Genomic DNA, 14,575 nt, shown 5'->3' on the forward strand with positions numbered 1-14,575 from the left:
TTATGCATATGATTTGTTACATCTTAACAAAAGATTAATAAAAAAACCCAACGATTAAGAAGGGCTTTAACAATTTCACAAGATTATACCATCTTATTTTTGAAGTAGTTTAGCAACAAGTATGCTATCAAATTCTTTTTTGATTTCTGTAACCTGATTTACATTATCGTTTGGTATAGCTATTGAAAGCACATAATGAGCGACTTTCCATGTATTTCCTTCTTGTTTCATGACTCCTGAGCCTCTACAAATTTTCATTTGAGTATCTAGCAATTCATCAAACCAAGCTATCGTTTTGTCTTCAGAAAGATAGACATGCCTTTCTATTGGAGTGAAACTCCATGCTTTTCCTTTGTCAAAATAGGGTTTGCAAAACGCTTTAAATGCATCATTTTTCCAGTTTTCGGTAGCATCTGTGCCAATAAAAATCCCGTCATTTGTCATTAAATTAAAATAGGCCTCAAAATTTGCATTGGCTGCAGCATGATGCCATGCGTCTAAATTCGTATTGATTTCCTGTTTAATTTCATTTGAAGAGAGGCCTTTATGCGCATCTCCCTTATCATTACATGAGGATAAAAATATTACAAAAATAAATATGTACAATGGTTTCATACTAGTAAGGCTTTTGAATATTTTGTGATTCTTTTTCAATCTTTTTATTAATCTGAAGGTTAAGATTTGAGAACGCTGCTAATAATTCTTTTACAACTAAAAGCACTTCTTTTTTTTGAGGTTTTGATAAATTAACAACGCCTTCTAACTTAAACATTTTTGTTTCTAAGGCTATTAATCTTGATTTTATTAAAGGTGAATCCATTCTTTCAGGAATGGTTGTTTTTAAATCCTCTATAAAAGCGACTAAAATTTCATTATTATCTTTAAAAAAAGATAAATTTGCTTGATTCACGTTATTTATAATATTATCTAATTCATAGTATTTTTGCCATGATTCTAATAACTTTCCAGCTTTAGCATCTAAAATAAACTCCGTAAAATTAAGCTTAGCAATATCGTCTTTTGAAATTTGAAAAGACGTTTCAGCTAGATCGACGCTTTGCTCTTGAGTCTCTGCCTCTTTTTTACAAGACAAAAAACAAAAAAGAAGACTCGTAAGTAGTAATATTCTCATTTTAAATTAACTCTTATTGCTACAAATATATTGTATTCTTATGTTTTTAAGTGAAATACTTTAACCAGTTATTATTTTAATCTAAATTTATAAACTCATCTATAAAAAAGGGTTATTTTTGATAACTTTTATTCCTATAAATAATGACTCCAAAAATTTTAATAATTGGTGCTTGTGGGCAAATTGGCTCCGAACTCACATACAAGTTAAGAGACATCTATGGTGTTGAAAATGTAATTGCAAGTGACATTGATACTAGAAAATTAGAATTAGTAAACTCTGGTCCTTTTGAAATTATTGATGCAAAAAATTTTAATGCTGTAAAAGATTGCTGTAGAATTCATAATATTAATACGGTTTACTTAATGGCTGCATTACTAAGTGCCACTGGGGAAAAATACCCTATGGAAGCATGGGATTTAAATATGAATTCTCTTTTTCATGTGCTAAATCTGGCAAAACAAAAGCTAATTGAAAAAGTGTTTTGGCCTTCAAGCATTGCAGTTTTTGGGCATACAACTCCTAAAGAACATACGCCACAGCATACCGTAATGGAACCCTCAACGGTTTATGGCATAACCAAACAGGTTGGTGAGCGATGGTGTGAGTACTATCATGAAAAATATGGTGTAGATGTAAGAAGTATTCGCTATCCTGGCATAATAAGCTGGAAAACTTTACCTGGAGGCGGAACCACAGATTATGCTGTAGAAATTTACCACGAAGCATTAAAAACAAAACACTATAGTTGTTTTTTAACTGAAGACACAGAACTACCAATGATGTTTATGGATGATGCGATTAAAGCAACTATTGATATAATGAATGCTAATGCAGATGCTATTAAGATTCGTTCATCCTATAACCTTAGTGCTATTAGTTTTACACCAAAGCAAATTGCAGAATCTATAAAGGAGCATATTTCAGATTTTTCAATGACTTATAATCCTGATTTTAGACAAGGTATTGCTAACAGCTGGCCAAAAAGTATTGATGATTCAAGAGCACGAGAAGATTGGAATTGGAAACACACCTTTTCACTTAACGATATTACAAATGAAATGCTTAAGCAGTTAGGAAAAAAATAACTACAAATTATAATGTTTGGCATAATATTAGTTATTTTAGCTTGAATTAAAACTTATAAAAATGAAAAAACAATTAACTCTTATTTTATTATTATTCTGTTCAACTTTTATAATTGCTCAAAAAGCAAAAGTTCAAGAAGGAGATTGGAAAAACTTAAAAGGTATTACTAAATACAACCTTGTATTTGATTACTCTAATCTTGAAATTCCAAAATATGAAAATGAAGAGGCCTTTTTAAAAGACAAAATGGCAAAACGTGATGAAAAGAATCCTGGGTCTGGAGAAAAATTTAAAGCATCTTGGTTTGCAGATAGAGAAGATAGATATGAACCAAAATTTATTGAATCTTTTAATAAGAGATGGAAAAACAACGAAGTTCAAATCGGAAAAGATTTAGCTGATGCCGAATACACGATGAAAGTACACACAACGTTTATGTATGCTGGTTATAATGTTGGTGTTGTTAGGAAAAACTCTAAAATTAATGCTACCATTTCAGTATATAAAAATGATGCTCCTGATACGGTTTTATTTTCTGTAGAGTACACAAGAGCTGAAGGTAATGGTGCTTTTGGTAACGATTATGATTCTGGTTACAGAATTTCTGAAGCTTATGCTAAACTTTCTAAAACTTTAGCTGCACATATTAAAAAGAAAGCAAAATAAAAACACCTTTATATTAAAAAGAAAAAGCGAACCTATTGGTTCGCTTTTTCTTTTTCTTCCATCTCTATTAGATAAGCTAAATTTTTAACTAATCGATCATGCTTTTTAACAAATGGGTTGGTATCATCCCAAACATACCCTGCTAATACAGCACAAATTTGCTTCTTAATCTCTGGGTTTTCTGGTCTATGAAAAAATAAAGTTTGTAAGTTTCCTGTATACCATTCTTTAACATAAGTAGCAAAAACCTGCACGCCTTTCATAATGTATCCAGTATATTCCTCTTCCCAATCTACAGTTTCATTATTCAACTCCTTAGTCACTAATTTTGCAGCTTTAAGTGCAGATTCAGTAGCGAAGGTAACTCCTGATGAAAATACTGGATCTAAAAATTCGGCACTGTTTCCTGTTAATGCATAACCTTTTCCATACAATTGTTTTACAGATTTTGAAAAGTTTTTTATACAAACAGGAGGGAATTTAAACTCTAATCCTTGAAAGCGATCGTTATAATATTTAGAATGCTTCAACATGCTTTGCAACCTTTCAGAAGTATCACCTTCAAAAGCATCTATAAACTCATTTAATCCAACAAAACCAATACTTGTGTCGCCATTAGAAAATGGAATTACCCAAAGCCAAGTGTCTTTGTCTAATACATCAAATGTTATTAATGTGCCTTCTTCACCATCAGGTCGTCTAACATCTTTAACATGAGTAAAAATAGATGAGTGTGCAGGAATAGCTGAAGGTTTATCTAAACCTAATAATCTTGGTAATACTCTACCATAACCACTGGAGTCAATAATGTGTTTTGCATGAACATAATACAATTGTCCTTGCTCATCTTTTATGCTTGTTTTTGACGTTCCGTCTTCATTAAATTCAACACCAACAACTTCATGTTCGAAAGAGATATCCACACCTCTATTTACCAACTCTGTTGCTAAAATATTGTCAAAATCTGCACGAGTTACTTGCCAAGTCCAATCCCAACCTTCAGTATGTTTTTTGCTGAAATCGAAATTACACACAATATCACCTTTCAAAAAACGAGCACCTCTTTTTATTTCAAATCCGTAATCTTTAAGGACATCTAATAAGCCTACTTCATCAAAATGATCCATACATCTTGGCAATAAACTTTCTCCAATAACAAATCTAGGAAACTTGCTTTTTTCGACAACTTTAACTTGTTTTTTATTGTTATGAAGATACGATGCTGCCACACAACCAGATGGTCCAGCTCCAATAATTAAAACATCAACATGTATTTCATCCATAATCTTATACTATATAATATTTATTATATTAAATTTGCATTCCAAAATAACTACTTTAGTTTTAGTTATTAAAATTTATTATTAAATATATCAGAATAAAATATATAGATGCTCACATTTAACGGAAAACTTGGAATTGAAGATTTTTACAAAATTATTATTGAAAACAAGACCATTAAAATTGATGATTCAGTGATTCAAACTGTAGAAAAAAGTTTCGATTTTCTAAAAGAGTTTTCTGAAAATAAGGTCATCTATGGTGTGAATACAGGATTTGGCCCAATGGCTCAATATAAGATTAAAGATTCTGAACGTATTCAATTACAATATAACTTAATACGTAGTCATGCTTCTGGAACAGGTAATCCTATTTCACCAATGTATGTCAAAGCAGCTATGCTTGCGCGTTTAAACACCTTATCTCTTGGCCATTCTGGCGTTCATAAATCTGTAATTAATTTAATGACAGAGCTTATTAATAGAGATATTACACCTTTAATTTACGAACATGGTGGTGTTGGTGCTAGTGGTGACCTTGTACAGCTAGCACATTTAGCTTTAGTTTTAATAGGTGAAGGAGAAGTCTTTTACAAAGGAGAACGATTAGCAACCAAAGATGTTTTTAAAACAGAAAATCTACAGCCAATTTCTGTAGAACTTCGTGAAGGCTTAGCCTTAATGAATGGGACTTCTGTGATGACAGGAATAGGCATTGTAAATACAATGTATACCAGACGTTTGCTAAATTGGATGATTTCTTGCTCTGCTGCTATTAATGAAATTGTAGAAGCATATGATGACCATTTATCACAGGAATTAAATCAGTCTAAAAAACATATAGGTCAGCGCGAAATTGCCAAGAAAATGCGTGAGCACTTAACTGACAGTCAGTTGACTAGAAAAAGAGAGCATCATTTATATGAAAACAATAATGATAATATTGCTGTTTTTGAAGATAAAGTACAAGAATACTATTCGCTACGTTGTGTTCCTCAAATTCTAGGTCCAGTTTTAGACACCTTAAATAATGTTGAAAGCATTCTAATCGAAGAAGTAAATTCAGCTAACGATAACCCTATTGTTGATGTAGAGAAAGAGCATGTGTATCATGGTGGAAACTTCCATGGTGATTATGTTTCTTTAGAAATGGATAAACTTAAAATTGTGGTAACTAAAATGAGTATGCTTGCCGAAAGACAACTCAATTACTTATTAAACACAAGACTAAACGATATACTTCCTCCATTTGTAAATCTTGGTAAGTTGGGATTAAATTTTGGCATGCAAGGTGTTCAGTTTACAGCAACGTCAACAACTGCAGAGAATCAAACATTATCAAATCCTATGTATGTGCACAGTATTCCTAACAATAACGACAACCAAGATATTGTAAGTATGGGAACCAATGCGGCTTTAATGACTAAAAAAGTAATTGAAAATGCATTTGAAGTCATGGCTATTGAGCTTATAACAGTAGTGCAAGCGATTGAACATTTAAAAGCTCAAGACAAAGTCTCTTCAAAAACAAGAAAATTGTATAATGAAATACGAAAATTAGTTCCTATCTTTACTGAAGACGTTATTATGTATCCATATGTAAATACTGTTAAAGACTATATCATTAACAATAAATCATAAAAACAATTTCTTATTATGAAAACTAAAATGCTATTAATCGTACTGCTGTTTTTAGGTGTAACAATAAACGCTCAAGAACTAGCGCTTGCAAATCAAGATGGAAAATTTGGTTATATCACTAAAACTGGGGAATGGGGAATTCAACCACAATTTAAAGTGGCAAAAAATTTCTCTGAAGATTTAGCTGAAGCCATGAACGATAAAAAAGAATGGGGTTATATTAACCGAAAAGGAGAATGGGTTATTCAACCTAGTTATGATAAAACCAAAGCTTTTAATTCTGGGTTTGCCATTGTTTTAAAAGATAAAGAATGGTTTTACATAAATACTAAAGGTGAAAAAGCCTTAACTGATGTATCAACAGATAAAGTCTATGATTTTAACGAAGGTTTAGCGCAAATAAGACAAGGCGAAGCTGTTGGTTTTATTAATACTTCCGGAACTGTTGTTATTCAACCCAAATTTAATAAAGCTTTTGATTTTGAAAATGGTTATGCCAAAGTTAGAGAAGGTGAAAAATGGGGCTTGATAGACAAAACAGGAAATTATTTTGTAAAAACAGAGTATGATGGTGTGAGTAATGTCTACAATGGTAATGTGGTTGCGACTAAAGGTGAACGTCATGGTTTGATTATTAATGGAGAATTCAAAGAAGTCTCTGGTGCGCAAAAGGTTTGGGATTTCTCAGTAAATAGCGACATCACTTATGCAAAGAAAAATGAAAAAATTGGATTTATAAATAAAAGCGGAGAATGGATTGTTGAACCAATCTACGATAAAGTAAGAGCTTTTGTTAATGGATTAGCACCTGTTTCAAATGATAAGAAATGGGGCTATATAGATACAACTGGAAATGTTGTAATTCCTTTAAAATATAGAGATGCTGAAATTTTTAGTAAAGACGGATTAGCACCTATAAAAATTGACAAACTTTGGGGGTTTATCAATAGCTCTGGAGAACAAGTTATCGATGACAAGTACATAATTACAGCTGGAGGATTCTCGCTCTTTAAAAAGAACAACGAAAAAGGATTTATTAATGGCTTAGCTCGTGTAAAAGACAAAAAACTTTGGAGTTATATTAACAAAAAAGGAGAGGTCTTAAATAACATGGAATTTAAGAATCTTGAATTATTTAAATAATAATCCCAAATAAAAATTTATACATGAAGTGTGCCCTAATAACTGGTGGTTCTAGAGGAATTGGAAAAGCCATTTGTATTCAACTTGCAAAAGATACAGACTATCACATTTTAATTAATTACAATAGTAATGAAGACGCAGCAAAAAACACTCTAAAAGATGTTGAAGCTGCAGGAAATACTGGAGAATTAATTCCATTTAATGTTACAGATTCCGAGCAAGTAAAATCTCAATTAGATGCTTGGCAAGAAAAAAATCCTGAAGCATTAATTGAAGTGATTATTAATAATGCTGGAATTACAAAAGATGGCTTATTTATGTGGATGCCAAAAGAAGATTGGCAAAATGTAATCAACACCTCCTTAAATGGTTTCTTTAATGTTACCAATCATCTTATTCAAAAAATGTTGCGAAATCGTTTTGGTCGTGTTATCAATATCGCTTCGGTGTCTGGTGTAAAAGGCACTCCAGGGCAAACCAACTATTCTGCTGCAAAAGGTGCCATTGTAGCAGCAACCAAAGCACTTTCTCAAGAAGTGGCTAAACGTAATATTACCGTTAATGCTGTTGCTCCTGGTTTTATAAAATCAGATATGACTGCAGATTTAGATGAAAAAGAACTTAAAAAACTTATTCCTGCCAACCGTTTTGGTGAAGCACAAGAAGTTGCTGATTTAGTTTCTTTTTTAGTTTCCAAAAAGTCTTCATATATTACTGGTGAAGTTGTTAATATTAATGGCGGAATTTACTCTTAGTTAAATTGATGCAGTAAATAATTATGAAGAGAGTTGTTATAACTGGAATGGGAATTTATTCCTGTATAGGAAAAAATCTGGAAGAAGTAAAGACGTCATTGTACAATGGGAAGTCTGGTATAATCTATGACCCAGAACGTAAAGATTTTGGTTATCGCTCTCCTTTAACTGGAATGGTAGATAGTCCCAATCTAAAAAAAATATTGTCTAGAAGAGAACGCATTAGCTTAGGAGATGAAGGCGCATATGCTTATGTCGCAACCGTTGAAGCTCTTGAAAATGCAAAAATCACACAAGATTTTTTAGATAACAACGAAGTTGGGATTCTCTATGGAAATGATAGTACAGCTAAAGCTATTGTAGATTCTGTAGATAAGATTAGAGAAAAAAAAGACACTACACTTGTGGGTTCTGGCGCTATTTTTCAAGCCATGAACTCTACGGTTACCATGAACTTATCAACCTTGTTTAAACTTACTGGTGTAAATTTTACTATAAGTGCTGCCTGTGCAAGTGGATCTCATGCTATTGGTATGGCATATCAACTCATTAAAAGTGGTCTTCAAGATTGTGTGATTTGTGGTGGTGCTCAAGAAATTAACAAATATGCTATGGGTAGTTTTGATGGTTTGGGAGTCTTTGCCATGAACCTAGAACAGCCTGAAAAAGCTTCAAGACCTTTTGATAAAAACAGAGATGGCTTAGTGCCTAGTGGTGGTGCAGCTACATTAATTGTTGAAAGCTATGAATCTGCTATTAAGCGTGGTGCACCTATTTTAGCAGAAATTATTGGTTATGGCTTTTCGTCAAACGGAGAGCATATCTCAACACCAAATGTTATTGGCCCTTCAAAGGCCATGAGCAAGGCCATAGAGCAAGCTAATATTGACCCTTCGGTAATTGAATATGTTAATGCGCATGCGACCTCTACTCCTGTAGGTGATGCTAATGAAGCTAAAGCTATTTTTAATGTTTTTGGTGAAAATGGGCCTTATGTAAGCTCTACAAAATCAATGACTGGACATGAATGTTGGATGGCTGGAGCTAGTGAAGTGATATATTCTATGCTCATGATGCAACATAATTTTATAGCACCTAATATTAATTTAGAGGAAGCTGATGAGGATGCTAAAAAATTAAATTTGGTAAGTAAAACGTTAGATAAAAAATTTGATGTATTTTTGTCCAATTCTTTTGGATTTGGAGGAACAAATTCAGCATTAATAATAAAAAAATTATAATACAAAATGACTAAAGAGGTTATTATTGATAAGATAAACGACTTTCTTATAGATGAGTTTGAGGTGGAGTCTGAAGACATAGCACCTGAAGCAAACTTAAAAGATACTCTAGAATTAGATAGCTTAGACTTCGTTGACCTAGTTGTTGCTGTTGAGTCTAACTTTGGTGTGAAATTAGTTGGAGAAGATTTTGTAAACGTAGAATCACTTCAAGATTTCTATGATCTCATTGAAAACAAATTAAGCTAAACTTACTTTAAATATTTATGGCTGCTGAATGGCAAGGAAAGTCCAGAGGAACAGTTTTTGGGTACAAAATTTTTGTCTTTTGTATGAAAACTTTCGGGATAGGTTCAGCTTACTTCATATTATATTTTGTAGCTTTCTATTTTTGTTTCTTTGCTGGCGACAGTACTAAAGCTAGTTTCTATTATTTTCATAAGAGACGCAAAAACTCTACACTTAAGAGTGTCCTTAATGTCTATAAAAGTTACTATGTCTTTGGCCAAACCATAATAGACAAAGTCGCTATTTCTTCAGGATTAAGAGATAAATTTACCTACCATTTTGATGGTGTTGAACTTATAAATAAAGCTTTAAAACAAAAAAAAGGAGGCATCCTAATAAGTGCTCATGTTGGTAATTTTGAAATCGCCGAGCACTTTTTTGGAGAACTAGAAGAAAACACCTCTATTAGCATCTTAACAACAGATTCTGAGCATTCAGCTATCAAAGAATATCTTGAAAGTGTCACAGATAAACCTAGAGTAAATCTTATTTTTATTCAAGAAGATTTATCACATGTTTTTGAAATTAATGCCGCATTAGCTCGTAATGAACTCGTTGTAATTACTGGAGACAGATACATTAAAGGTTCTAAATATTTAACCGAGGATTTATTAAATCAAGTCGCAAAATTTCCAGCAGGACCATTTATGCTAGCGTCTCGATTAAAAGTTCCCGTATTGTTTGTGTATGTAATGAAAGAAACCAACAAGCATTACCACCTGTTTACCAGACAAGCAAAGGCTAAACACAGAGATGCACAAGCGCTTTTACAAGAATATGCTTCTAGTGTTTCATGGATGTTAAAAAAATACCCTTTACAATGGTTTAACTATTTTGATTTTTGGGAAGTCTTAAATGAGAAAAAACAATAATAATTGTCTTTAGAGTATAAATTTCGCAAAAGTATTTGCGATATCTTATTTACTCTTGCTCTAGTTTCCATATATTAACTTTTATTCAGAAATTACACAAAATTTATCTTTTGAAAAACGTTTTAGTAATACATTATTCTCAGTCTGGACAACTTACAGAAATAGTAAATAATATTGCCACTCCTTTAACTAATGATGGCATTCAGGTGGATTACCATAGAATAAAAATGGAAAAACCGTTCCCTTTTCCTTGGAATAAGGCTGCCTTTTTTGGCGCATTCCCTGAAACATTTCTTCAAGTTCCTGAAAAAGTTAATGCGGTTCCTCAAAATATATTAAATAAAAAATACGATTTAATTATTTTAGGATATCAAGTGTGGTACTTAACGCCTTCTATACCTATTAATTCATTTTTAAACACGCCTGATGCCAAACAACTATTAGCAAATACACCTGTTGTAACCGTTATTGGTTGTAGGAATATGTGGATTATGGCTCAGGAAAAAATGAAGAAAACGCTCAAAGAATTACAAGCGAATTTAGTTGGTAACATTGCGCTAGTCGACAGACATATAAATCACATTAGTGTAATTACTATTTCTGAATGGATGTTCTCGGGAAAAAAAGAACGCTTTCTTGGTGTTTTTCCAAAACCAGGTGTGTCTCAAAAAGATATTAATGAGGCTGTAAAATTTAGCCCAATTATTTCAAAATATATAAATAAAGGTGATTTTTCACAATTACAAAAAGCTCTTTTACAAGAAAATGCCGTAAAAATTAAACCATTTTTAGTGACAACAGATAAACGCGCAAATCTTATTTTTTCAAAATGGGCAAAATTAATTCAATCAAAAGGCGATAAAAATAGCCAAAAACGCATATTTTGGGTAAAATTTTTCAATTATTATCTATTATTTGCCATTTGGATTATTGCTCCTATAGTTTTTATCTTATTTTTGTTGACTTATATATTTTCAATACATAAAATAAAGAAAGACAAATTATATTATTCGTCTGTAAAATAATAGAGTAAGGCATTAAAATGAAGGAAGTTTACATAAACAGAATTTCAAAATATCTCCCAAATCATCCCATTAGCAATGATGAAATGGAAGGTAAATTAGGTATTATTAATGGCAGAGCTTCAAAAGGAAGACGAATTGTTTTACGTAACAATCAAATTAAAACCAGATATTACGCTATTGATGACCATGGCAATATCACACATAATAATGCACAACTTACCAAGGAAGCTATCGTAGGTTTATGCGACGATGATTTTAAAGCAGAAGATATTGAACTTTTATCTTGTGGCACCTCTAGCCCTGATCAAATATTACCATCTCATGCTGCCATGGTTCATGGCTTTTTGAAAAATGGAAATATAGAAATCAACTCGCCTTCTGGTGCATGTTGTTCAGGAATGAACGCCCTTAAATATGGTTATTTAGCAGTAAAAGCTGGTCAAACTAAAAATGCTGTTTGTACAGGTTCTGAACGTACCTCGTCTTGGATGATGGCTGATACTTTTGAAGAAGAACTTCAGTACCTTCAAACTTTAGAAGACAATCCTATCCTTGCCTTTAACAAAGATTTTTTGCGTTGGATGCTCTCTGATGGTGCTGGCGCTTTTTTATTAGAAAGTGAGCCTAAAGGACATCTGCCATTAAAAATTGAATGGATGGAAGGCTATTCTTATGCTCATGAAGTTGAAGCCTGCATGTATGCTGGAGGAGACAAATTAGAAGATGGCTTTTTAAAACCTTGGAGTGAATACCCTTCAGATCAATGGAGTAAAAAATCACTATTTGCTATGAAGCAAGATGTGAAACTTCTTGGTGAAAATATTTTGGTAAAAGGTGTTGACAGCTTAAAAATGGCACTAGATAAAAATAACCTGAAGCCTGAAGACATCGATTATTATTTACCACATATTTCTTCGTATTATTTTAAAGAAAGTTTATACAAAGAAATGATTGCTCAAGGTGTTGAAATTCCTTGGGAAAATTGGTTTATGAACCTAAGTAAAGTAGGTAATGTTGGTGCTGGTTCTATCTATATTATGTTAGAAGAATTAGTCCATTCAGGAAAGCTTAAAAAAGGAGATAAAATATTACTTTCTGTTCCTGAAAGTGCTCGTTTTGCTTATGCCTATGCACTTTTAACCGTTTGTTAAATGACATCTACCAACTTACCAATTACAGATATTTCGAAATTAATTCCTCAGAAAACACCATTTGTAATGGTTGATACTTTATTGGAATTTTCAAACGAAAAGATAGTCTCTGGGTTTAAAATCCTTGACTCTAATCTTTTTGTAAAAGATGGTGTTTTTTTAGAATCTGGACTAATTGAAAATATGGCACAAACTGTAGCATTGCATACAGGTTATGATTATTTTTTAAAAGGAGAAGATGCTCCTACAGGATATATAGGTTCTATAAAAAAAGTAGACGTTTTTCAATTACCTAAGCTAAACGAAACTATTACAACCGAAGCTTTTATTCTTCATGAATTTATGGGAGTCACAATGGTAGAAGTTAAGGCATATAATGCAAGTAAAATTGAAATAGCTTCAGCGCAAATGAAAACTGTTATCGCTAACTAATGGATAAGTTTCAATCACTAGATATTACAAAATTTTTACCACATCGTGCACCTTTTTTAATGGTGGACAATGTTTTATCTATTGATGACGAACACGTGTCTACTTCATTTAAAATACTTCCCGATTGTATTTTTATTCATGACCACGTTTTTAATGAAATGGGCTTAATTGAAAACGCTGCCCAAACCTGCTCTTCTATAGTAGGTAAAAGTTATTTTGAAGAAGATGACTTAGAAGGTGAAGGCACTAAACTTATTGGGTTTATTAGTGCCATAAAAAAAGTAACTGTTTATGATTGCCCAACTATTGGTGAAACTATAGTGTCTAATGCGAATTTAAAGTCTAGATTCGATTCTGACCATTATAGTATTTGTACTTTAGAATGTACTATTTCAGCTTCCGATAAAGAATTATTATCTTGTGAAATGAATTTATTTATTCAAGAAATAAATCAATAATTTCAATTATGAAAAAAAGTGAAGTCCCACAAGATAAGAGCAACTTAGAGTCCGCTAATTTTAAAGAGCTTTGTTATGCTGTCGATGAAAATGGAGAATATACGACGGCTCATAGCACAGGTTGGGATCCTAAAACTATTGCTCTAGATAATGCCATTCAGGAAATCAACCAACGTGTTGAAGATGCAAAGACAAAGGTTATTAACAACCAAACGAGTCCTATTGAATATTTCATGGAACTACATAAAATGGATCTTCCTATTTTAGCAAGTTATGTAGGCTTTTGGAAATGGCGTGTGAAACGTCATTTTAAACCCAATGTTTTTAACAAATTATCTGATAAGACCCTTCAAAAATATGCTGATGTTTTTGAAATTAGTATTGCTCAACTTAAAAATATAGAACATGCAAATTGATTTTAAACATCACCAATCTGCGCATTGTGAAAATGGTGTAGTTTCAAATTTAATGAAGCATAATGGTTTTAATATTAGTGAGCCTTTGGTCTTTGGAATTGGTTCAGGATTGCTCTTTTGCTATATTCCGTTTTTAATGGTTAATCACGCACCTGCGATTACCTACAGAGCGATGCCAGGATTTATTTTTAAGCGTTTTGCAAAACGCGTAGGTATCAAAATAAAACGTGAGAAATTTAAAGATCCTAAAAAAGCAAAAGCTAGATTAGACGAAAATTTAAAAAATAATAATCCAGTAGGTTTGCAAGTCGGTGTCTATAATTTAACTTATTTTCCAGACGAATATCGCTTTCATTTTAATGCACATAATCTTGTGGTTTATGGAAAAGAAAATGACACTTATTTAATTAGCGATCCTGTTATGGAAACTGTAACGACTTTAACAGATAAACAACTTGAAAAAGTACGATTTGCAAAAGGCGCATTACCTCCTAAAGGACATATTTATTATCCTACTGATTTTCCTAAAGAATTAGCCTTAGAACAAGCTATAGTTAAAGGCATTAAACACACGTGTCGAGATATGCTTGCGCCTGTTCCAATTGTTGGTGTAAAAGGCATAAGAACTATTGCGAAACTTATTCGCAAATGGCCTAAAAACAAAGGCACAAAAGTCGCCAATCATTACTTAGGACAAATCGTGAGAATGCAAGAAGAGATTGGTACTGGAGGTGGAGGTTTTCGCTATATTTTTGCTGCATTTTTACAAGAATCAAGTAAGATTTTAAACAAGCCTGAACTTACTGAATTAGCCAAAGAAATGACACTAATTGGAGATTTATGGCGTGATTTTGCTGTAGACGCTTCACGTATTTATAAAAATAGAGGAGCAAAAACTGATGGTTATAATGATGTGGCTTCTCAATTAGAAATTATCGCAGATAAAGAAGAAATATTCTTTAAAAAATTAAAGAAAACTGTATAGA

Annotated in this window: 17 protein-coding genes; 14 read left to right on the top strand and 3 right to left on the bottom strand. The window is 32.3% G+C overall.

Annotated elements, in window-relative coordinates:
• Nucleotides 1–93: 93 nt before the first annotated feature.
• Both ACFS5M_RS01735 and ACFS5M_RS01740 read right to left on the bottom strand, forming a co-directional pair.
• Nucleotides 94–615, bottom strand: a complete 522-nt coding sequence (locus ACFS5M_RS01735) for a nuclear transport factor 2 family protein (protein ID WP_183484905.1) — start codon at nt 613–615, stop codon at nt 94–96.
• Nucleotide 616: 1 nt separating this feature from the next.
• Entirely contained in the window at nt 617–1,132 is a 516-nt protein-coding gene (locus ACFS5M_RS01740) for a hypothetical protein (protein ID WP_183484908.1), read from the bottom strand.
• Nucleotides 1,133–1,275: 143 nt separating this feature from the next.
• On the opposite strand from ACFS5M_RS01740, the gene ACFS5M_RS01745 reads away from it, so the two are divergent.
• A complete protein-coding gene (locus ACFS5M_RS01745) occupies nt 1,276–2,220 on the top strand; it encodes an NAD-dependent epimerase/dehydratase family protein (protein WP_183484913.1) in 945 nt (314 codons plus the stop codon).
• A 61-nt stretch (nt 2,221–2,281) separates the two neighbouring features.
• On the top strand, nt 2,282–2,887 hold the full coding sequence (locus ACFS5M_RS01750) for a hypothetical protein (protein WP_183484915.1): 606 nt from the start codon (nt 2,282–2,284) through the stop codon (nt 2,885–2,887).
• Nucleotides 2,888–2,919: 32 nt separating this feature from the next.
• Here ACFS5M_RS01750 and ACFS5M_RS01755 read toward each other — a convergent pair whose 3' ends face one another.
• The gene (locus ACFS5M_RS01755) at nt 2,920–4,170 is read right to left on the bottom strand and encodes an NAD(P)/FAD-dependent oxidoreductase (protein WP_183484917.1); all 1,251 of its coding nucleotides are present in this window, start codon (nt 4,168–4,170) and stop codon (nt 2,920–2,922) included.
• 108 nt (nt 4,171–4,278) lie between these two features.
• Between ACFS5M_RS01755 and ACFS5M_RS01760 the strand changes: the two genes are divergently transcribed.
• From ACFS5M_RS01760 to ACFS5M_RS01815, 12 genes are all read left to right on the top strand, one after another.
• On the top strand, nt 4,279–5,808 hold the full coding sequence (locus tag ACFS5M_RS01760; protein WP_183484920.1) for an HAL/PAL/TAL family ammonia-lyase: 1,530 nt from the start codon (nt 4,279–4,281) through the stop codon (nt 5,806–5,808).
• Between the two features lie 15 nt (nt 5,809–5,823).
• Complete coding sequence (locus ACFS5M_RS01765; RefSeq protein WP_183484923.1) at nt 5,824–6,951, top strand: WG repeat-containing protein; 1,128 nt, start codon at nt 5,824–5,826, stop codon at nt 6,949–6,951.
• Nucleotides 6,952–6,974: 23 nt separating this feature from the next.
• Entirely contained in the window at nt 6,975–7,706 is a 732-nt protein-coding gene (gene fabG / locus ACFS5M_RS01770; RefSeq protein ID WP_183484926.1) for a 3-oxoacyl-ACP reductase FabG, read from the top strand.
• 23 nt (nt 7,707–7,729) lie between these two features.
• Complete coding sequence (locus ACFS5M_RS01775; protein ID WP_183484929.1) at nt 7,730–8,947, top strand: beta-ketoacyl-[acyl-carrier-protein] synthase family protein; 1,218 nt, start codon at nt 7,730–7,732, stop codon at nt 8,945–8,947.
• 6 nt (nt 8,948–8,953) lie between these two features.
• Nucleotides 8,954–9,196, top strand: coding sequence for a phosphopantetheine-binding protein (locus ACFS5M_RS01780; protein WP_183484932.1), 243 nt, complete (start codon nt 8,954–8,956; stop codon nt 9,194–9,196).
• A gap of 17 nt (nt 9,197–9,213) precedes the next feature.
• Nucleotides 9,214–10,107: an LpxL/LpxP family acyltransferase gene (locus ACFS5M_RS01785; RefSeq protein ID WP_183484935.1), complete on the top strand. Its 894-nt coding sequence runs from the start codon at nt 9,214–9,216 to the stop codon at nt 10,105–10,107.
• A gap of 110 nt (nt 10,108–10,217) precedes the next feature.
• Nucleotides 10,218–11,132, top strand: coding sequence for a dialkylrecorsinol condensing enzyme DarA (locus tag ACFS5M_RS01790; RefSeq protein ID WP_183484938.1), 915 nt, complete (start codon nt 10,218–10,220; stop codon nt 11,130–11,132).
• A gap of 17 nt (nt 11,133–11,149) precedes the next feature.
• Nucleotides 11,150–12,283 (top strand): beta-ketoacyl-ACP synthase III, encoded by a 1,134-nt coding sequence (locus ACFS5M_RS01795; protein ID WP_183484941.1) that lies wholly within the window; start codon nt 11,150–11,152, stop codon nt 12,281–12,283.
• A complete protein-coding gene (locus ACFS5M_RS01800; RefSeq protein WP_183484945.1) occupies nt 12,284–12,715 on the top strand; it encodes a hypothetical protein in 432 nt (143 codons plus the stop codon).
• Nucleotides 12,715–13,173 carry an ABC transporter permease gene (locus ACFS5M_RS01805; RefSeq protein WP_183484947.1) on the top strand — a complete coding sequence of 153 codons (459 nt, stop codon included), beginning with the start codon at nt 12,715–12,717 and terminating at the stop codon, nt 13,171–13,173. The genes ACFS5M_RS01800 and ACFS5M_RS01805 overlap by 1 nt, the downstream gene beginning before the upstream one ends.
• An 8-nt stretch (nt 13,174–13,181) precedes the next feature.
• On the top strand, nt 13,182–13,589 hold the full coding sequence (locus tag ACFS5M_RS01810; RefSeq protein WP_183484950.1) for a hypothetical protein: 408 nt from the start codon (nt 13,182–13,184) through the stop codon (nt 13,587–13,589).
• Nucleotides 13,579–14,574: a BtrH N-terminal domain-containing protein gene (locus tag ACFS5M_RS01815; protein ID WP_183484953.1), complete on the top strand. Its 996-nt coding sequence runs from the start codon at nt 13,579–13,581 to the stop codon at nt 14,572–14,574. Before ACFS5M_RS01810 ends, ACFS5M_RS01815 begins: the two co-directional genes overlap by 11 nt.
• The last annotated feature ends 1 nt before the right edge of the window (nt 14,575 follow it).

It is taken from the genome of Lacinutrix iliipiscaria, assembly GCF_042686125.1.
GTDB lineage: Bacteria > Bacteroidota > Bacteroidia > Flavobacteriales > Flavobacteriaceae > Oceanihabitans > Oceanihabitans iliipiscarium.